This window comes from Gymnodinialimonas sp. 202GB13-11 (genome assembly GCF_040932485.1).
GTDB classification, from domain to species: domain Bacteria; phylum Pseudomonadota; class Alphaproteobacteria; order Rhodobacterales; family Rhodobacteraceae; genus Gymnodinialimonas; species Gymnodinialimonas hymeniacidonis.
This window is the reverse complement of record NZ_JBFRBH010000001.1, coordinates 3463545-3482387: the sequence shown is the minus strand read 5'-3', so window position 1 is coordinate 3482387 and position 18843 is coordinate 3463545. Positions and strand designations below refer to the sequence as shown.

Below are 18843 nucleotides of genomic sequence, written 5' to 3'. Positions count from 1 at the left end.
CAGCCATGACACATGCACATTACCCGAACCTTCTGGCCCCGCTCGACCTGGAGTTCACGACGCTGAAAAACCGCGTGTTGATGGGCTCCATGCACACCGGTCTGGAAGAGACCAAGGATTGGCCCCGCGTTGCGCGCTTCTATGCGGATCGGGCTGCGGGTGGTGTTGCGCTGATCGTGACGGGGGGCATGGCGCCGAACAAGGAAGGCGGCGTGTTTCCGGGGGCCGCGGGGCTGTTCTCGGATCAGGACATTGCGAACCACCGTGTGGTGACGGATGCGGTCCATGAAAATGGCGGCAAGATCGCTATGCAGATCCTGCATGCGGGGCGGTACGCCTACAGCCCGGATTGCGTAAGCGCCTCGGCGGTGAAGTCGCCGATCTCTCCGTTTCCGCCGAAGGAACTGGATGAAGAGGGGATCGAGAAGCAGATCGCCGATATCGTCACCGCCGCTGTTCGCGCGCGGGAGGCCGGGTATGACGGGGTCGAGATCATGGGGAGCGAGGGATATTTCCTGAACCAGTTCCTCGTCACGCACGTGAATAAGCGAGAGGATCGTTGGGGCGGATCATACGAAAACCGGATGCGCCTGCCGGTTGAGGTCGTACGCCGGTGCCGGGAGGCCGTGGGCGACGACTTCATCCTCATATATCGCCTGTCGATGATCGACCTTGTGCCAGGCGGGTCAACCCATGAGGAGGTTGTGCAATTGGCGCAAGCGGTTGAGGCGGCGGGGGCCACGATCCTGAACACGGGCATCGGCTGGCATGAGGCGCGCATTCCGACGATTGCGACGAGCGTTCCGCGCAAAGCGTTTGCCTGGGTCACTAAGAAGCTTATGGGTAAGGTTGGTATTCCGGTGATTACCTCGAACCGGATCAATATGCCGGATGTGGCCGAAGAGGTGCTGGCCGAGGGCTGCGCCGACATGGTGTCGATGGCGCGACCCTTTCTGGCCGACGCGGAGTTCGTGGCCAAAACCGAGGCGGGCCGTGCGGATGAAATCGCGCCCTGCATTGCCTGTAATCAAGCGTGTTTGGACCACACGTTCAGCGGCAAGCTGACCTCATGCCTGGTAAACCCGCGCGCCTGCCATGAGGTGGAATTGGACTACGGCCCTGCGGACACGCCCAAGCGCATCGCGGTCGTGGGCGCAGGTGCGGCCGGGATGGCGGCCGCGATGACGGCGGCGGAACGCGGGCACAAGGTGGTTCTGTTCGACAAGGCAAGCCAAGTTGGTGGGCAGTTGAATATGGCCAAGCAGATCCCCGGCAAGGAAGAGTTCATCGGGCTGGTCGACTGGTTCGCCACGATGATGGAACGCCACCAGATTGATCTGCGGTTGGGGCAGGACGCGTCTGCCGATGATTTGGCAGGCTATGATGAGGTTATCATTGCCACCGGTGTGCGCCCCCGAGACCCGGAGATTTCCGGGCAGGATGGGCCGAATGTTCTGAGCTATGTGGATGTGCTCGCTGGCAAGGCTCCGGTCGGTCGCCGCGTGGCCGTGATCGGCGCGGGTGGCATTGGCTTTGATGTCGCCGAATACCTGACCCATGAGGGCGAAAGCCCGACTGAGGTGCCGGAACTTTGGCGTCGCGAATGGGGTGTCGCGGACCCGGCAGAGCATCGGGGCGGTCTTGCGCCGGAGGGGCCCTTGCCCGAAGCGCCGGCGCGGGAGGTCACGCTGCTGCAGCGTAAGGCGCAGAAGATGGGAAAAGGTCTGGGCAAAACCACCGGCTGGATCCACCGCGCCAGTCTGAAGATGAAGAATGTGCAGATGGTGACGGGTGTGAATTACGAGCGTATCGACGCCGAGGGCTTGCATGTCAGCTTTGGCGAGGCACGCGAAAGTCCGACGTTGATCGCATGCGACACAGTGGTGCTTTGCGCCGGGCAGGTTGTGGAGCGGACGCTGGCGGATACGCTGATCGAGCAAGGCGTCGAGCCGCATGTGATCGGTGGTGCGGATGTGGCCGCAGAACTTGATGCCAAGCGCGCGATCAACCAAGGGGTACGGCTGGCGGCGACGCTTTAGGGGCGCTTAGGCCAACAGTTTGCTAAGGCCGAGGGCGACGCCCATATCGCCCGAGACCTTCAGCTTGCCCATCATCACGCCGGTCATCGGGTTCAACTTGCCGGTCAGCAATTTGCCGAGGTTCTCGCGGCTGATCCTGATGGTGCAGTCGGTGTCTTGATCCTGCGTCGTGGCGGAATTTTCGGCCAGCACGATGACGCCCTCATCCCCGCAGTCGAATTTGAGCGAGCCGTCAAAGGTCTTCTCGGAGAGTGCGGCACGGATACGGTCGGCGATATCGGAAAGGGTCATCTCGGGTGCTCCATAGAGGGTCGGTCTACGGCTAGGCAGCTGCACTCAAGGCGGCAAGTGTAACGTAGCGGCGGAGGATCAGAGGTCGCGCGCCATCTGCGCTTCGTTGCCGTACATCACACCGGTGGCGCGGAACCCCATACGTTCGTAGAGCGCAATGGCGACGGTGTTGGTTTCAACCACCTCTACGGACATACGCGGACGGCCACGTGCGCGCGCCCATTCAAAGGCCCATTGGATCGCAGCGGTACCGTAGCCATTGCCCTGATGGGCTTCGCCGATCATTAACCGCCAAAGCAAACCGGCCTCCGGCTCATCCTCGGGGGCAACTTCGGACGGATCGAGTTCGGTCATATCGATCAGCGCAATCAGGCCGACCCGCACGTCACCGGCCCAGATGGTGAAAGCGTAGGCCGCCGGTTCATAGGCGGCCTCTGCAACGGTCACAGCATTGGGCGCAACGAATTGGCGCTGATCGTCAGCGGGCCATAGCTCGAACAGCGCATCAAGGTCCGCCTTTTCGACTGGGCGGACCGAGATGGTCATTTGAACTTGCGGTTCCGGGCGGCCAGAAGCTTCAGGCGCAGCGCGTTGAGCTGGATGAAGCCCTGCGCGTCAGACTGATCGTAGGCGCCCATATCCTCTTCAAAGGTCACGTGGGCCTCGGAATAGAGCGAGTGATCGGACCAACGCGCCACCGTGCGGGCAGAGCCTTTGTAGAGCTTCAGACGCACGGTGCCGGTGACGTGCTCCTGCGACTTGTCGATCAGGGCCTGCAGCATCTCGCGCTCGGGCGAGAACCAGAAGCCGTTGTAGATCAGCTCAGCATAGCGCGGCATGATGCTGTCTTTCAGGTGTCCTGCGCCGCTGTCGAGCGTGATCTGTTCGATGCCGCGATGGGCTTCCAGAAGGATTGTGCCGCCGGGCGTCTCGTAGATGCCGCGGGACTTCATGCCGACGAAGCGGTTTTCGACGAGATCGAGGATGCCGATGCCGTGCTTGCCGCCGAGGCGGTTCAGCTCGGTCAGGATCGAAGCGGGGCTCATCGCTTCGCCGTTGATCGAGACAGCATCACCCTTTTCAAACCCGATCTCGATCATCTCGGGCACATCGGGCGCGTCTTCGGGGCGGGAAATCCGCTGCAGGATGTGATCGGGCGCTTCCTCGGACGGATCCTCCAGCATCTTGCCCTCGGAAGACGTGTGCAGAAGGTTCGCATCGACGCTGAACGGCGCCTCGCCACGCTTGTCCTTGGCGATCGGGATCTGGTGCTTTTCGGCAAACTCGATCAGCTTCGTCCGGCTGCCAAGATCCCATTCACGCCAAGGTGCGATGACCTGAATTTCAGGGTTCAGCGAATAGGCACAGAGTTCAAACCGGACCTGATCGTTGCCCTTGCCGGTCGCGCCGTGGCTGACGGCATCGGCACCGGTTTCTTCGGCAATCTCAACGAGGCGCTTGGAAATCAGCGGACGCGCGATGGAGGTGCCGAGCAGGTACAGCCCCTCATAAAGCGCATTGGCGCGGAACATCGGGAAGACGAAATCGCGCACGAACTCCTCGCGCAAGTCCTCGATGTAGATATCGGAGGCCCCCATCATCTCGGCCTTTTTGCGGGCAGGCTCCAACTCCTCCCCTTGGCCAAGATCGGCGGTAAACGTCACCACCTCGCATCGGTATTCCGTCTGCAACCATTTCAGGATGATCGAGGTATCGAGGCCGCCGGAATAGGCTAGCACGACCTTCTTGGGCGCAGACATGGGTAAACTCCGTCGCAAATGGTTGACCGCGCGGGCGATACCGGGTTTTCAGAGGCGGGGCAAGCGAGCGGAGGCGCGTCACATGGACTATGGCTATCAACTTCTGCGCCACGTGGTGCAGCAGGTGTTCGGCAACCTTGTATCTGCGGCGCGGATCACGCTGGTGCTGATCATCATTCCAATCGGCATCGTGCTGGCCACGAACCCCGGTCTTCTGACGGGCGCGGCCTTTTCGCCTGCCACTGGCGAGATAGGCAACGTAACTGGCATTGGCATCCTGGGCATTCTGATCGCCATTCTAGCAGGCGTGGTCTGCTGGCTTTGGGCTGCGGTCGCGTGGCATCGGTTTGTGCTGTTGGAAGAATATCCCACTGGCCTGTTCCCCGCATGGCGCGGATCGAACATTGGCAACTACTTTGGCAATTCCATTTTGATCTTTCTGATCATGATCGGTGTCGGTTTTGCTGTTGGCATCGTGATCGGGATCCTTGTGGCAGTCATTCAATCCCCGGCGCTGGCGCTTCTTTTGGGGATCGGCCTTGTTTTTGGTCTGTCCTGGGTGGCAACGCGCGTGGGCCTGATCCTTCCCGCCGCTGCGATTGGCGAAAAATTGGGGATCGGTGAAAGCTGGCGTGCGACCGCGCCTGTGGCTGGTCAGATCATCTTGCCGATTTTTGTTTTGGCGTTGGCCAGTACGATCCTGAACCAGGGGATCATTGCGGGATTCGGAGAGGCGACCGCCGTTGAAACGCCATTCGGCGTGCAGCAGCAAGTCACACTCAACGGGTTTGGCGTTGCCCTCAGCCTAGTCGTGACATGGCTGCAAATGCTGCTGAACCTGGCTCTTATGACGACGCTTTACGGCAACCTAATCGAGGGGCGTCAGCTGAACTGAGGCTGGACAGGCGCGGGCAAACGCGCCACTTCCCTTGGCATGAGAGATTTTGCCACCACCGCCCGGTCCGCCACGGATGCCCTGCGTGATCTGTTTCCTGCGACGCCATTGCAGAAGAACGCTTACCTGAGCGAGCGCTACGGGGCGGAGATATGGCTGAAGCGTGAAGATCTGTCGCCCGTGCGGTCGTACAAATTGCGCGGTGCCTTCAACGCCATGCGCAAGGTGCGCGACGCGCAGCCCGACCAGACGCAATTCGTTTGCGCCAGCGCGGGAAACCACGCGCAGGGGGTGGCGTTCGTGTGCTCTCATTTCGGGGTGAGGGGGCGCATCTACATGCCTGTCACGACACCGGATCAAAAGGTGCTCAAAACCCGGACATTTGGCGGCGATGCTGTTGAGATCATTCTTGAAGGCGATTTCTTTGATGAAACACTGGCCGCCGCGAAAGCCTGGTGTTCTGAGGCAGGCGCCCATTTCCTTTCACCCTTCGACGACGCGGACGTCATTCAGGGCCAAAGCTCGGTCGCTGTTGAGATGATGGAGCAGTTGGGTCGCGCGCCGGACCATTTGGTTTTGCCGGTCGGCGGGGGCGGCCTGTCCGCTGGAATGCTGAGCTATCTGCGCGATATGGGGGCAACAACAGAGCTGACCCTTGTGGAGCCTGCCGGGGGTGCAAGTCTGACCGCCGCCCTCAAGATCGGGGCGCCGCAAACCATTGAGATCACGGATACATTCGTGGACGGCGCCGCCGTTGCACGGATCGGAGATCGCACCTTTGAAGTGCTGAAAGACACGTCGAAAAAGAACGTCCTGATCGCGCCCGAGAACCGCATCTGTGTGACGATTCAGGAGATGTTGAACCTGGAAGGCATCGTGTTGGAACCGGCGGGTGCGCTTTCGATCAACGTACTGGATGACGTCGCGGAGAAGATCAAAGGCAAAACGGTGGTCTGTGTGACCTCCGGCGGGAACTTCGATTTTGAGCGTCTGCCCGAGGTGAAAGAACGCGCGCAGAATTGGCAGGGGCTGAAGAAGTATTTCATCCTTCGCCTGCCGCAGCGTCCGGGCGCACTGCGTGATTTCCTCGATCTGCTGGGGGCCGAAGACAACATCACGCGTTTTGAATATCTCAAGAAGAATTCACGCAACTTCGGCTCGGTCCTGATCGGGATCGAGACCGAGCGCACGGGCAGTTTTGAGGATTTGGCTGAACGCGTGGCGTCGCGCGGCTTCGGATTCCGCGACATTACCGACGACAAGATTCTCGCCGACTTCCTGATCTGATCCGTTACGCCGCCATCGCAAGATCCGGCATTTTAGCCGACATCTCGGCGAGCGCCGCGTTGAACGCCGATTTCACGGCAGCCACATCAGGTGCCTCGCCCGCCTTTGCGGCGGCCTCTGCGCGTGAGCAGGCTGCAACGAGCGCTGTGAAGCCAAGATTCGCAGCAGACCCCCGTAGGAAATGAAAATCCTCGGCCGCAGCGGTGGCGACCTGCATACCGGATAAAGTGTCCTGCAATTCGGACACGAAAAGCGTTGCGACGTCAGCGAAATCCTCTTCGCCGATATCGTCTTTCAGCTCATTTAAACGTTCCCAATCCACACACATAAAACTGCACCTCAGTCGATGCCCCCGCGAGGACCATAGGGCCGGAAAACTTAACAAATTCGCACCCGCGCATGGAGAAGTCGCTCAAATTGAAAGCTTCACTGGGCATTAAGACCTGGCGCGCAATTGTGGCGGGCGATTCTGAACGCGAGGCCAGTTCATGAGTATTGCGACCGCTCCGTCGCCGGAGCTGCAAGACGCCCCCTTCGGTGTGAAAGCCGAGCCGTTGAAGGTGCTGGTTCTGGATGACAGTCCGGCACAGCGGAACCTTGTTTGCGCGCTTCTGCGGAAGTGGGGGCATCACGCAATCTCGACAGGTGATCCCAACGAAGCGCTCGTCCATGCCCGAGACCCGAAGATTTCGCTGATCCTGTGCGATTGGATGATGCCAGAAATGACCGGGCCGGAATTCTGCCGCCGCCTTCGTGAGGACGTCACTGGAAGCTACGCATATGTCCTGCTGCTGACCTCTCGTAGTGAGCGCAACGCCTTGACCGAAGGGCTGGAAGCAGGGGCGGACGATTTTCTACAAAAGCCGGTCAGTCCGCCGGAGTTGCGCGCCCGCATGAATGCAGGTGCGCGTATCGTGGCGATGCAGCGCGAATTACGCAGCAAGAATGGTATTCTGTCGGACGCTCTGGACGAATTGCAGGGGCTTTACGGCGCTATTGACCGCGATCTTGATGAAGCGCGGCGCCTTCAGCTTGCCCTGCTTCAGGATCGACGCCGTGCCTTCGACGGGGCGGAGGTTTCCCTAATGCTGGAGGCCAGCGGCCATGTCGGCGGGGATATGGTGGGCTATTTCCCTGTGACCGACGACACAGTCGGGCTGTTCAGCCTCGATGTGTCGGGCCACGGGGTCGCCTCGGCCATGATTGCGGCGCGGATTGCGGGCATGCTTTCCGAGGCCTCACCAGACCAGAACATCTCGCTGGTGCGCGGCCTTGATGGGTCATTGGTTGATCTGCCGCCTGACATTGCAGCCGGTCGCCTGAACGATCTGATGCTGAAAGAGGTGCAGACAGACCGCTATTTCACAATCGCGCTGGCCTTCCTGAACCTTGATACTGGATTGGTGCGCATGGTTCAGGCCGGGCATCCACATCCCATGGTGCAGCGTGTCGACGGGATGGTTGAGATGGTTGGAGACGGCGATATGCCCGTGGGCCTCCTTCCGGAAATCCCGTTCCGCTCTTTCGAGGTGCAGCTTCATCCCGGCGACCGCCTGCTGCTTTATTCCGATGGGCTGACAGAATGCCCGCGCCCCGATGGCGAGATGCTGGAGGAAGAAGGGTTGATCGACATGATGCAGCGCAATCAGGCCAGTGGCGGGACGGATTTTCTGGAAACGCTGCGCGAAGATCTTGTCGCGTTCGCGGGGTCTGCCGACTTCCCTGATGATATCTCGGCCCTGTTGCTGGAATACACAGGCCGCCCGTTACAGCCCTAGATAACGGGCCACATATTCGCGGTCGCCAGCCACGGCCAGCTTCTCCAGCGCAACGCTCCATGGCAAAAAGACGGCGCTGTGGCCCGGTTCGGTCGGGTCCGACACACGCGGGCCCAAACGGGCACAGTAAATGCTGCACAGCTTCTGCGCGTAACGGTCATAATCCGGCATGAAGGTGTAGCGGTGGAACATGCCTAGACGGCGGATGGAGTGGATGCGGTAGCCGGTTTCCTCCATCACTTCGCGGTGCAGAGCGGACAGTGTACCCTCGCCCGGGTCGATCCCGCCACCGGGGAGTTGGAGTTCGGGAAAGGGCGACTCCTGAAAGGAAGCGAGCAGGCAATCGCCCGCGTCGATGATCACATAAGCCCCGGGTCGGGGCGGATAGCGGACATCGTGGCGGGGTGCGGCACCGAAACGGCGGTTCATGAGTTTGCTCTCCTTCGCGCTTTGTCTGCCATGCCCTTTAGCCGGTCGAAAGCCAATCCCCTCGCCAAGGGCACATCAACGGGCTAAACGGCGCATATGGCCAAAGATAATACCCCCTCCTTGCGCGATACCGGGGCGCGCGTGCTGAAAACCGAAGGCGATGCCGTGCGCGCCTTGGCCGAGGCGTTGCCCGCGGATTTCGAAGCGGCTGCCGAGGCTGTGCTGGCAACAAAAGGCCGCGTGATCCTTTCTGGGATCGGCAAATCCGGCCATATCGCACGTAAGATCAGCGCGACGTTCGCCTCCACCGGAACCCCATCGGCCTTTGTGCATCCGGCTGAGGCCAGCCATGGCGATCTGGGCATGGTCATGCCGGGCGATCTGGCGATCCTGATTTCCAATTCCGGCGAAACATCCGAGCTGCGCGATATCGTGGCCCATGTTGCGCGCTTTTCGATCCCTTTGGTGGCGATCTCGAAAAAGGCCGACAGCACGTTGATGCGCGCCGCCGATCACCGCCTGTTGCTGCCGGATGTGGAAGAGGCCTGCTCACTTCGCATGGCACCGACAACCTCGACCACCCTCACGCTTGCCTTGGGGGATGCGTTGGCGGTTGCGGTGATGGAACGGCGCGGTTTCCAGCCCGAACAGTTCCGCACCTTTCATCCCGGTGGAAAGCTTGGCGCACAGTTATCGACGGTGGCACAACTGATGCACGGGGCTGACGCCCTGCCTTTGGTTGAGGCCGATACACCTATGCCTGAGACGCTTGTCGTGATGTCCGAGAAAAGCTTTGGCATTGCCGGAGTAGTGGAAGGCGGGGCGCTTGTCGGCGTGATCTCAGACGGAGATTTGCGGCGCAATATAACGCATCTGACGGATCAGCCCGCCGGTGAAGTCGCGACCCGACATCCACGGGTCATCGGACCGGATATGCTGGCGGCTGAGGCCATGGCGATGATGTCCGAGAACAAGATCACGGCGCTGTTCGTGGTGGACGCGGACAGCAGGCCCATTGGCCTCGTGCATTTGCACGATCTGTTACGCGCAGGCCTGGCCTGAACAGAAAAAGGCCCCCGCCATTGCAGACAGGGGCCGCGAAGAATTCAGATCGACTTAGTTGTCGTCGTCGGCAGCCATCAGGCGCTCAAAAATCGCAGCAGCGTGGGCCGGATCAGAGGCGATGACGGTCACGGTTTCGCCGGTGCCGCGCAGTTCCGTCATGTTCTCTGCGGTCAGGTTCAGCTGCGAGAACACATCACCAAGGGTCGAGCCCATGCCGAGATCGGCCATCATGATTTCACCCGATGGCACCATGCGCATTTCCTGCGCGTTATCGAGGCTCATGTTGAAGTGCATGATGGCGAATTGAGTGGAATCCTGTGCGAAAGCCGGAGCAGCGATGGAAGCGGCGAGTGCGGTAGCAAGTGCGAGAGTCTTCATGGTTCTTATCCCTTCAGATTTGTCCTTGGCCTCAGCGATCTTGCTGCGGCCTGAAGAGACGCTATGGCTCGCAAGGGTCAGAAAAATAGAGGATTTCAGTGGTCTCACCGGCAGGTGATCACCGTGTGAGGCACATTTTCACAGCGCGGTGAGCACGTCTGGAAATCGCGTGAACACCGCGTGAAAACCGTGAGTGAATTGTAACAATTGACGCTGGGGAAGCCGCTCAAGGCCGGTGAACGGCCTCGCAGAAAGATTCGCAAACCGGGACGGCTATCAACGCCCGACACCTTCATAGGATTCGAATCCGGCGCGCTTCGCATCGCGCGGGCTGTAAATGTTGCGAAGGTCCGCCATGCGCGGTGTCGCCATCTTCTTGGCCATCCGATCAAGATCGAGCGCGCGGAACTCATTCCACTCGGTCAGGATCACCACAAGATCAGCGTTGTGCGCGGCCTTGTAGGGATCGTCCGCCCAGTTCACGCCGGGCAACAGGTCTTCCCCCTCACGGCGGCCTTGCGGATCGACGACACGCACTTTGGCACCACCACCCACCAGCGCGGGCACAATCGTCAGCGAGGGGGCATCGCGCATATCATCGGTGTTGGGTTTGAATGTGACGCCGAGCACGGCGATGGTCTTGCCGTTGAACGACCCGTCACATAGGTCGCGCAATTTCTCGATCATCCGGTGCTTGATGTCATCGTTCACACGGATGACTGTTTCCACGATGCTCTGTGGCGCGGCGTAGTCCTGCCCGATCCGGGCCAGCGCGCTGGTATCTTTCGGAAAGCACGATCCGCCGTAGCCCGGTCCGGCATGCAAGAACTTGTTCCCGATGCGCCCGTCCATGCCCACGCCTTTGGACACTTCCTTCACATCCGCGCCGACCTTTTCGCACAGCGCGGCAATTTCGTTGATGAAGGTGATCTTGGTCGCAAGAAATGCGTTGGCGGCGTATTTGATCATCTCGGCCGATTCCAGATCGGTCGTGACAATCGGGAAATCGCGCAGGAACAGGGGGCGGTAGATTTCGGCCATCACCTCACCCGCACGTTCGGACTGCACACCAACAACAACACGGTCAGGGCGCATGAAGTCGTCGATCGCGGCGCCTTCCCGCAGGAATTCCGGGTTGGAGGCAACGTCGAAATCGGCCTCTGGGTTAGCCTTGGCCACCGCCTGTTTAACCTTGCGGTTGGTGCCCACGGGCACGGTCGATTTGGTGACAATCACCGCGTAACCCGTCAGCGCTTGCGCGACCTCTTCCGCTGCGGCCATCACAAAGGTCAGATCGGCATGGCCATCGCCGCGACGTGTGGGCGTGCCCACGGCGATGAACACTGCCTCAGCTCCATCCACCGCAGCCTTGAGGTCTGTTGTGAAGGAAAGCCGGCCGGCTTCCACATTCTTTTCCATCAGCGTGTCGAGGCCCGGCTCGTAGATCGGCACCTCACCCGCCCGCAACATCTCAATCTTGCGCGGATCCTTGTCGACACAAATCACATCGTGCCCAAAGTCAGAGAAACAAACACCCGAAACAAGGCCGACATAGCCGGTGCCAATCATCGTGATGCGCATGGTATCGTGTCCTTATTGGGCCTTTGCCCGGTGTCTCGGATATGATGGCGGAACGGTCAAGGGAGGGGCGTTTCCGCTACCCCAGATAATCAGCCTCTGTCACTTGTTCGGCCCAATCAGCCGCTCGACCATCCTGCGCCTCTTGTATCGCTATATGCTCCATATCTGACGACGCGCTCGCCCCGTGCCAATGCCGCTCACCGGGTTCGAACCAAACCACGTCACCGGGTCGAATGATTTGCTTGGGCTCACCCTCGGTTTGCACCCATCCTTCGCCCTGCGTCACGATCAGCAACTGACCAAGCGGGTGGGTGTGCCAAGCCGTGCGGGCGCCTGAAGCAAAGCGGACCCGTAAGACCCCAGCCCGGTCCGGCCCGTTCGGCTGGCGGAGCGGTGTGATTGAGACATCGCCTGTGAAATAATCCTGTGGCCCGGCGGTCGTGCCAAGTTCGGCGGAACGGCTGATTTTCATCGCAAGTCTCCTATCCGGTCAGACCTGATAATAGTCACGATACCAAGCCACGAATTGTGCCACACCATCGGAAACTGGCGTCTTCGGTTTGTACTGCGTCAGATGCTGCAACAGGCTGGCATCGGCCCAAGTGGCGGGGACGTCCCCTGGCTGCATCTCCATGAAATTCTTTTCAGCTTCGATGCCCGTTGCGGCCTCAATGGCGCCGATGAACTCCATCAAGGGGACAGAGTCGGAGTTGCCGATATTCACGATCCGGTGCGGGGCGACTGGGCTGAGGCTGTCGCCTTCAACAGGCTCGGACCCTGGTACGGCGTCGATCAGGCGCACGATGCCGTCGACCAGATCAGTCACATAAGTAAAGTCACGGCTCATCTCGCCATGGTTGAAGACCTTGATGGGCCGTCCTTCGAAGATCGCGCTGGTGAACAGATGCGGGGCCATGTCGGGCCGACCCCATGGGCCGTAGACCGTGAAAAAGCGGAACATGGTCACGGGCAGGTCGTAGAGGTGGGCATAGCTATGCGCCATCACCTCGTTCGATTTCTTCGTGGCGGCATAGAACGACATCTGATGGTCAGTCTTCATCTGCTCGGCATAGGGCATGTCGGTGTTCGCACCGTAGGCCGAGGAGGTAGACGCCAAGAGCGAATGCTTTGGCGGGAAGGCCCGCATTGCTTCCAAAAGGCGGAAAGTGCCGATCAGGTTGGCCTGAACATAGCTTTCCGGATTTTCAATCGAGTAGCGCACGCCTGCCTGCGCGGCGAGGTGAATCACTGCCTCAGGGCGGTGCGTCTCAAACAGATCGTGCAACACGCCGGGATCTTCGATGCGTGCAGTGACATTGGTGAACGCCCCATGGGGATCGAGCTGCGCAAGCCGCCCTTCTTTCAACCCAACATCGTAGTAATCGGTCATGGCGTCGATGCCGATCACCCGCCAGCCATCGTTCAGCAAACGCTGACACAGGTGAAAGCCGATAAAGCCGGACGAGCCCGTTACAAGAATGGTGCGGCTCATCCCTTTTCCTCCGGTCCCGGATCTTCGCTACTATGCGGCCCGGCGATCCATTTCCAGGAGGAGGCGCACATCTCATCAAGATTACGCTCAGTCTTGAAGCCGAGGATTTCTTCCGCTTTGTCCGCGCGTGCCACATAGACCGGCACATCGCCTGCACGGCGTTCGGTTATGCGGTAGGGCACATCGCGGTTGCTGGCCCGCTTGTAGGCAGAAACCATTTCCAGAACCGAATGACCCTCGCCAGTGCCAAGGTTGACAAGGTGGCTTTGGCCGTCCCCCAGCAATGCAGCGAGCGACAGGACATGGCCTTTGGCCAGATCGTCCACATGGATGTAATCGCGCACACCGGTGCCGTCTGGGGTGTCGTAGTCGTCCCCAAAGACCTGCAACTCCTCCAACTCGCCTGCGGCAACCTTTGCGATAAACGGCATCAGATTGTTTGGAATGTCGCGGGGGTCTTCGCCGATCAACGCGCTGTCATGCGCACCTGCCGGGTTGAAGTAGCGAAGGATGCCGACGTTCCAGCGATCATCAGCAGCAGTCAGCTGGTTCAGGATCTGCTCGCCGCTGATCTTGGTCTGACCATAGGGGTTCATGGCTCGGAATTCGGCGGTCTCTGGCGTCGGCGTCTCATCCGGAACGCCATAAACCGTGGCGGAAGAAGAGAAGACGATGTTCCGACAGCCCGCCGCATCCATGACGCGCAACAGGTTGATCAAACCGCTGATATTCACGTCGAAATAATCCAGCGGGCGTTCGACACTTTCGCTGACGGCCTTTAGCGCCGCGAAATGCACGACTGCATCGAATTGATACTCCGCGAACAAGCCGGCAAGCGTGGTCGCGTCGCGGATATCCGCCTCAGCAAAGGAGACCGGTTGGCCCGTCAATTGCTCCAGACGGTCGATGACAGAACGGTTTGCGTTCTGGAAGTTATCGAGGATCGTCACCTCGTAGCTCGCTGCGAGCAGTGCAACATAGGTGTGTGAGCCGATATAGCCCGCGCCGCCCGTTAGTAGGATCTTCTCCGCCATCCGCAGTCTGCCTGTTATGCTGCACGCTTGTCTTGCCTTGGACCTGCCATGGAAACGACCTTGCCGTCAAAGGCGAAAGGGGGGCCTGGTTTCCCCGCTATCAGGGCAGAGCGATGCGTTTCGCTTTTGGCACCAACCCATTGATTTGCCGCAGATGCTCGGGCAGGCAAACCTTTGTGAAATCGTAGTTTTTCACCACATGCTTGCGCGCGTTCGGCCCGAGATGGGCGTAGGTGCCCGGCCGCTCCAACACGTCCATAACCTTGCGCGCGATATCTTCGGGTTTGAAGAAATCCGCCAGCAGCCCGTTTTCGCCGTGGGTGATCGCCTCCCGCACCGGGGCCACATCTGACGCAACGATGGTCGCACCCATCGACATCGACTCAAGCAGGCTCCAGGACAGAACGAACGGCACGGTCAGGTATACGTGACACCGGCTGACCTGAATGATCTTCTGGTAATCCTCGTACGGCACGCGACCGAGGAAATGGACGCGGGACCAGTCGACCTTGTTGCCAACTTCCTTTTCCATCTCGGCACGATAGCCACCCTGCGCACCGGACTTCTTGCCGTAGGACACATCGCTGCCGCCGATAATCAGCGCCCGTGCATTGGGGCGCGCATCAAGAATATGGGGCAGCGCGCGCATGAAGGAATGAAAGCCGCGCGTCGGTTCCATATTGCGGGCCATGTAGGTGAAAATCTCATCCTCCCGCGTGACGGAGCGGCCTAGCCGCCCAAGCGCGACCTGCGCCTTCGGGTCGGGCTTGAGATTGTCCGTCCGGATGCCGTCATGCTTGACGTAAATCTTCTCTCGGAACGTCTCGGGGAAGGTGTCGCACTGCCATTGCGTCGGCGAGTGGCCCAGATCGACGGTCTGGATATTGGCGAAGTTCACGGCATTGCGCGCGTGCATGGTGAAGGGTGCATGGGGGCTGGCCGGGAACTCCGGGTCAAAACCAACGCTGCCGCCTTTCGCCAGAAAGTAATACTCGAAGTAGCCGATGATCGGCACATCGGCCCAAACCTGCTTGAGGAACGTCAACTCACCCCAGCCGACGTGGCCCAGAATGATATCCGGCGTGAAACCCTCTTTCTTCAACTTCTCTGCGGCCTGCGCGCAGCCAAACCCGTTGCCAGCGCATTCCTCCCAATATTGGGTCAGGGCATAGGTGCCCTCTTTCGGCTTGTGGTGCGTGTCGTATTGAATGACCCGCGCATTCTCCAGCTTTGGCACATCCTTGCGCTGGGTCAGGAACACCAACTCATGCCCGCCTTGTGCGCGCAGCCATGAGAACAGCTCACGGTACTGGCCGGGGAAATTCTGGTGCACGAAAAGGATCTTCATCGGGTCTCGGGTCGCCTGCGTCTTGTTAACCTTCATGTCCCAAGCCCATGCGGCAGGTGCAAGGCAGAACTGCGGCAGGTTCGGGTTTGGTGTTGCCCGCTCGCCCCCTATATGGGACCAGACCTTCCAAAGATTGCGTAAAGGGGGTGCAATATGACCCTGACCACGAAACTCGCGTGGGACGACACTGTTTTGCCATTTCAGCTCGACCGCTCCGATGTGCGCGGCCGTGTGGCGCGGCTGGACACCACGCTCGACCAGATCCTTGGGCAGCACGACTACCCCGCTCCGGTTGAGGCGATGGTGGCCGAGATGGCCCTGTTGACTGCATTGATCGGGCAGACGATCAAGCTGCGCTGGAAACTGTCGTTGCAGGTCCGCTCCGACGGGCCGATCCGGCTGATCGCCACGGACTTCCTCGCCCCTGAGGCGGAGGGAGAGCCTGCGCGCATCCGGGCATATGCGTCCTATGATGCGGAGAAGCTGGATGTGACCGCACCGGCCTTCCCGCAGATCGGGTCGGGCTACTTCGCGATCCTGATCGACCAGGGCCCGGACATGACGCCCTATCAGGGCATCACACCGTTGGCCGGTGGGTCTCTATCCGCCTGTGCAGAGGCTTACTTCGCTCAATCCGAGCAATTGCCGACCCAGTTCCAGCTGTCCTACGGGCAAGCTCAGGAACCGGGGCAGGCGGCCAGCTGGCGCGCCGGTGGCGTGATGGTGCAGCTAATGCCCGAATCCTCGCTTGAGGCGCAGGGTGGGGGCACTGGCGAAGAGGGTCTGCTGACTGCGGAAGACCTTGTGGATGAGGATACGGCCGAAGATTGGAACCGCGCCAAGATCCTGCTGGAAACAGCGGATGAGATGGAGCTGATCGGGCCGCACGTGTCACCGACAGACCTTCTGGTGCGTCTGTTCCATGAAGAGCAGCCGCGCGTCTTCGATGCGCAACCGGTTGCGTTCGGTTGCACATGCTCTGAGGATCGTGTGCGGCAATCCTTGTCGATCTACTCGGCCAAGGACATCGCCCATATGACAACGGATGAGGGGCGCGTGACGGCAGATTGCCAGTTCTGCGGCGCTCATTACGAGTTCGACCCGCTGACACTTGGGTTCGAGGCCGAGAAAGATCCCGATGGGACGCCCCGTTGATCTGAACACCATCATGGCCGCGCTGGATGTTCCGGCGCGGCCATCGTCTGACTACGACCTGAATCCAGGCGTGGTCCTGCCCGAAGGGCGCAAATTGCGCCCGGCTGCCGTGCTGATCGGTGTGTTGGACGACCATGTGATACTGACGAAACGGGCCTCGACCCTCAAACACCATCCCGGTCAGATCGCCTTCCCCGGTGGCAAAGTCGATGGGGATGAGACGATCGTTCAGGCCGCGTTGCGTGAGGCACATGAAGAGGTTGGGCTAGCCCCCGAAACTGTCTCTATTCTTGCGGAATTGCCCCCACATGAGACCGTGACCAGCTATTCCGTAACGCCCGTGCTGGCGCGCATCGAACATGATTTCGAACCGGTTGTTGAGCCAGGGGAAGTCGCGGAATGCTTTCGCGTGCCCCTACCCTTTCTGATGGACCCGACGAACTATGCCGTCGAAGGCCGCCGCTGGCGTGGCATGCGGCGGGAGTTCTTCACCGTGCCGTATGGACCCTACTACATCTGGGGGGCCACAGCGCGCATCCTGAAATCACTCGCGGATCGGGTGGCGTGATGCGGTTGCAGGCGGATTGGCTGACACATCCTGGCACCGACGCAGTGTTCGATGCTCTTTGTGATCACAACGCATGGTTTGTCGGCGGCTGCGTGCGCAACGGTCTGCTCGGCCAGCCTGTGGACGACATTGATATTGCGACAGATGCCACGCCGGATCAGGTCATTGCTGCTGCCGATGCCGCAGGGTTACGGGCCGTACCAACTGGCCTTGACCATGGCACAATCACAGTAGTCGCCCATAACAAGCCACATGAAGTAACGACCCTACGCGCCGATTTAGAGACGGATGGTCGCCATGCGACAGTGGCCTTTTCAACCGACATCGCGAACGACGCGGCGCGGCGCGATTTCACGATAAACGCCCTTTACGCGACCCGCAACGGAGAGGTTCTTGATCCGAACGGCGAGGGTCTGACCGACCTGTCCGCGCGGCGTGTGCGTTTCATCGGCGACCCTGCACAGCGCATCATCGAGGATTACCTCCGCATCCTACGCTTTTTCCGCTTCCACGCTTGGTACGCAGACCCCTCCAATGGCCTTGACGCCGAGGCACTTGCCGCGTGTGCCACGCACATCGACGGGCTCGAACGACTTGCCAAAGAACGGATCACGTCAGAGCTTTTGAAGCTGCTCCGTTCGCCCGATCCGGCCCCTGCTGTCGCAGCGATGGAGCAGACGGGCGTTCTTCCCGCCCTGCTGCCGGGCGCGCAATCGAAGCTGCTGACTGTTCTGACCGGAGTTGAGGACTGTTTGGCACCTGATGCCATCCGCCGATTGGCCGCGCTTGGCGGATCAGACACGGCCGATCACCTACGTCTGTCTAGGACGGACGCCAAACGCTTGGCCCTCTATGGGGCGGAGATGGGGTTGACGACGAAACCCGGCGCTTTGGGTTACTGGCACGGTGCGAACGCCGCGAACGACATCCTCGCGCTGCGCGCTGCGCTGTTTGAGCAACCGATGAATCCAAAGGACAGAGACGCGGCTGAAACCGGGTCAGCCGCGGAATTTCCTGTACGTGCAGCCGATCTACCCGATCTTGAAGGCCCTACTCTCGGGCAACGCCTGAAAGAATTGGAGCAACGCTGGATCGATAGCGATTTTACACTCACGAAACAGGCTCTACTTCGCTGAATGGACCCGCTTTTCCTTTTTGTATTTGCAGGTCTTTTCAGCCCCGGCCCCAATGTCATCCTGCTAACTGCCTCAGGCGCACGCTTCGGCTTCGTGCCCACCCTACCCCACGTCATTGGCGTGGCTCTGGGTGTCGGTATCATCGCTGCGCTCACCGGCCTTGGCATTGGTGCGTTGTTGGCCAGCTACCCGGCGCTTGAACTGATCCTCAAGGTTATCGCGGCCGCCTGGATCGTCTGGATGGGCGTGATCCTGTGGCGCTCATCCGCGGCGGGACAAACGGATACGGCAGACCGTCCGTGGAGCACCCTTAAGGCCGTCCTCTTCCAATGGATGAATCCCAAGATCTGGGCGGTTGCTATTGCGGCGGCCTCTGGCTTTCCGGGCGGCCTTTCGCCGATGGGGGAAGCGCTGCGTCTGGGCCTCACATTCTCGACCCTAAACCTGGGTGTTTGCCTGTTCTGGAGCTTCGCGGGCTTCCTGCTATCGCTACTTCTGACCACCCCAAAAGCCTGGACTGTCTTCGCCCGGATCATGGCCGTGGGCTTGCTCGCTTCTGCTGTCATGGTCTTCCTGTAAACCCTGCGGTATAAAGCAAGGCTGACAC

Annotated in this window: 20 protein-coding genes; 9 read left to right on the top strand and 11 right to left on the bottom strand. The window is 60.2% G+C overall.

From position 1 onward, the window contains the following. Nucleotides 1-5 precede the first annotated feature (5 nt). The gene (locus V8J81_RS17745; protein WP_368477075.1) at nt 6-2039 is read left to right on the top strand and encodes an NADPH-dependent 2,4-dienoyl-CoA reductase; all 2034 of its coding nucleotides are present in this window, start codon (nt 6-8) and stop codon (nt 2037-2039) included. 6 nt (nt 2040-2045) lie between these two features. Here V8J81_RS17745 and V8J81_RS17740 read toward each other — a convergent pair whose 3' ends face one another. The 3 genes from V8J81_RS17740 to V8J81_RS17730 all read right to left on the bottom strand — a co-directional run bounded on the left by V8J81_RS17740 (nt 2046) and on the right by V8J81_RS17730 (nt 4090). Beyond that, nucleotides 2046-2330 (bottom strand): SCP2 sterol-binding domain-containing protein, encoded by a 285-nt coding sequence (locus V8J81_RS17740; RefSeq protein WP_368477074.1) that lies wholly within the window; start codon nt 2328-2330, stop codon nt 2046-2048. A gap of 78 nt (nt 2331-2408) precedes the next feature. After that, nucleotides 2409-2876 (bottom strand): GNAT family N-acetyltransferase, encoded by a 468-nt coding sequence (locus tag V8J81_RS17735; protein WP_368477073.1) that lies wholly within the window; start codon nt 2874-2876, stop codon nt 2409-2411. Further along, the gene (locus V8J81_RS17730; protein ID WP_368477072.1) at nt 2873-4090 is read right to left on the bottom strand and encodes an argininosuccinate synthase; all 1218 of its coding nucleotides are present in this window, start codon (nt 4088-4090) and stop codon (nt 2873-2875) included. Before V8J81_RS17730 ends, V8J81_RS17735 begins: the two co-directional genes overlap by 4 nt. Nucleotides 4091-4172: 82 nt before the next feature. On the opposite strand from V8J81_RS17730, the gene V8J81_RS17725 reads away from it, so the two are divergent. Then, a complete protein-coding gene (locus tag V8J81_RS17725; protein ID WP_368477071.1) occupies nt 4173-4985 on the top strand; it encodes a hypothetical protein in 813 nt (270 codons plus the stop codon). Nucleotides 4986-5024: 39 nt separating this feature from the next. Further along, complete coding sequence (gene ilvA, locus V8J81_RS17720) at nt 5025-6272, top strand: threonine ammonia-lyase IlvA (RefSeq protein ID WP_368477070.1); 1248 nt, start codon at nt 5025-5027, stop codon at nt 6270-6272. Nucleotides 6273-6276: 4 nt separating this feature from the next. Here the strand turns inward: ilvA and V8J81_RS17715 are convergent, their stop codons facing one another. Further along, nucleotides 6277-6600, bottom strand: a complete 324-nt coding sequence (locus tag V8J81_RS17715) for an Hpt domain-containing protein (protein WP_368477069.1) — start codon at nt 6598-6600, stop codon at nt 6277-6279. Nucleotides 6601-6760: 160 nt separating this feature from the next. Between V8J81_RS17715 and V8J81_RS17710 the strand changes: the two genes are divergently transcribed. After that, nucleotides 6761-8050, top strand: coding sequence for a PP2C family protein-serine/threonine phosphatase (locus V8J81_RS17710; protein WP_368477068.1), 1290 nt, complete (start codon nt 6761-6763; stop codon nt 8048-8050). Here the strand turns inward: V8J81_RS17710 and V8J81_RS17705 are convergent. Next, nucleotides 8039-8479 (bottom strand): NUDIX domain-containing protein, encoded by a 441-nt coding sequence (locus V8J81_RS17705; protein WP_368477067.1) that lies wholly within the window; start codon nt 8477-8479, stop codon nt 8039-8041. The genes V8J81_RS17710 and V8J81_RS17705 overlap by 12 nt on opposite strands. 96 nt (nt 8480-8575) lie before the next feature. Between V8J81_RS17705 and V8J81_RS17700 the strand changes: the two genes are divergently transcribed. Continuing rightward, the gene (locus V8J81_RS17700) at nt 8576-9541 is read left to right on the top strand and encodes a KpsF/GutQ family sugar-phosphate isomerase (protein WP_368477066.1); all 966 of its coding nucleotides are present in this window, start codon (nt 8576-8578) and stop codon (nt 9539-9541) included. 54 nt (nt 9542-9595) lie between these two features. On the opposite strand, the gene V8J81_RS17695 is transcribed toward V8J81_RS17700, so the two are convergent. The 6 genes from V8J81_RS17695 to V8J81_RS17670 form a co-directional block, all read right to left on the bottom strand. After that, complete coding sequence (locus tag V8J81_RS17695; RefSeq protein WP_368477065.1) at nt 9596-9922, bottom strand: hypothetical protein; 327 nt, start codon at nt 9920-9922, stop codon at nt 9596-9598. Between the two features lie 276 nt (nt 9923-10198). Then, a complete protein-coding gene (locus V8J81_RS17690) occupies nt 10199-11503 on the bottom strand; it encodes a UDP-glucose dehydrogenase family protein (protein WP_368477064.1) in 1305 nt (434 codons plus the stop codon). Between the two features lie 76 nt (nt 11504-11579). After that, nucleotides 11580-11975: a (R)-mandelonitrile lyase gene (locus V8J81_RS17685; protein ID WP_368477063.1), complete on the bottom strand. Its 396-nt coding sequence runs from the start codon at nt 11973-11975 to the stop codon at nt 11580-11582. Between the two features lie 18 nt (nt 11976-11993). Next, nucleotides 11994-12995, bottom strand: coding sequence for an NAD-dependent epimerase/dehydratase family protein (locus V8J81_RS17680; protein ID WP_368477062.1), 1002 nt, complete (start codon nt 12993-12995; stop codon nt 11994-11996). Then, the gene (gene galE / locus V8J81_RS17675; protein ID WP_368477061.1) at nt 12992-14029 is read right to left on the bottom strand and encodes a UDP-glucose 4-epimerase GalE; all 1038 of its coding nucleotides are present in this window, start codon (nt 14027-14029) and stop codon (nt 12992-12994) included. The genes V8J81_RS17680 and galE overlap by 4 nt, the downstream gene beginning before the upstream one ends. 100 nt (nt 14030-14129) lie before the next feature. Continuing rightward, complete coding sequence (locus tag V8J81_RS17670) at nt 14130-15377, bottom strand: glycosyltransferase family 4 protein (RefSeq protein ID WP_368477677.1); 1248 nt, start codon at nt 15375-15377, stop codon at nt 14130-14132. A 153-nt stretch (nt 15378-15530) separates the two neighbouring features. Here V8J81_RS17670 and hslO point away from each other — a divergent pair, with 153 nt between their 5' ends. From hslO to V8J81_RS17650, 4 genes are read left to right on the top strand one after another with little or no spacing between them, the layout of a single operon-like run. After that, nucleotides 15531-16532, top strand: a complete 1002-nt coding sequence (hslO, locus tag V8J81_RS17665; protein WP_368477060.1) for an Hsp33 family molecular chaperone HslO — start codon at nt 15531-15533, stop codon at nt 16530-16532. After that, a complete protein-coding gene (locus tag V8J81_RS17660) occupies nt 16516-17100 on the top strand; it encodes an NUDIX hydrolase (RefSeq protein WP_368477059.1) in 585 nt (194 codons plus the stop codon). Before hslO ends, V8J81_RS17660 begins: the two co-directional genes overlap by 17 nt. After that, nucleotides 17100-18236, top strand: coding sequence for a CCA tRNA nucleotidyltransferase (locus V8J81_RS17655; protein ID WP_368477676.1), 1137 nt, complete (start codon nt 17100-17102; stop codon nt 18234-18236). Before V8J81_RS17660 ends, V8J81_RS17655 begins: the two co-directional genes overlap by 1 nt. Beyond that, the gene (locus V8J81_RS17650) at nt 18237-18815 is read left to right on the top strand and encodes a LysE family translocator (RefSeq protein ID WP_368477058.1); all 579 of its coding nucleotides are present in this window, start codon (nt 18237-18239) and stop codon (nt 18813-18815) included. It abuts the gene before it with no gap. Nucleotides 18816-18843: the final 28 nt, after the last annotated feature.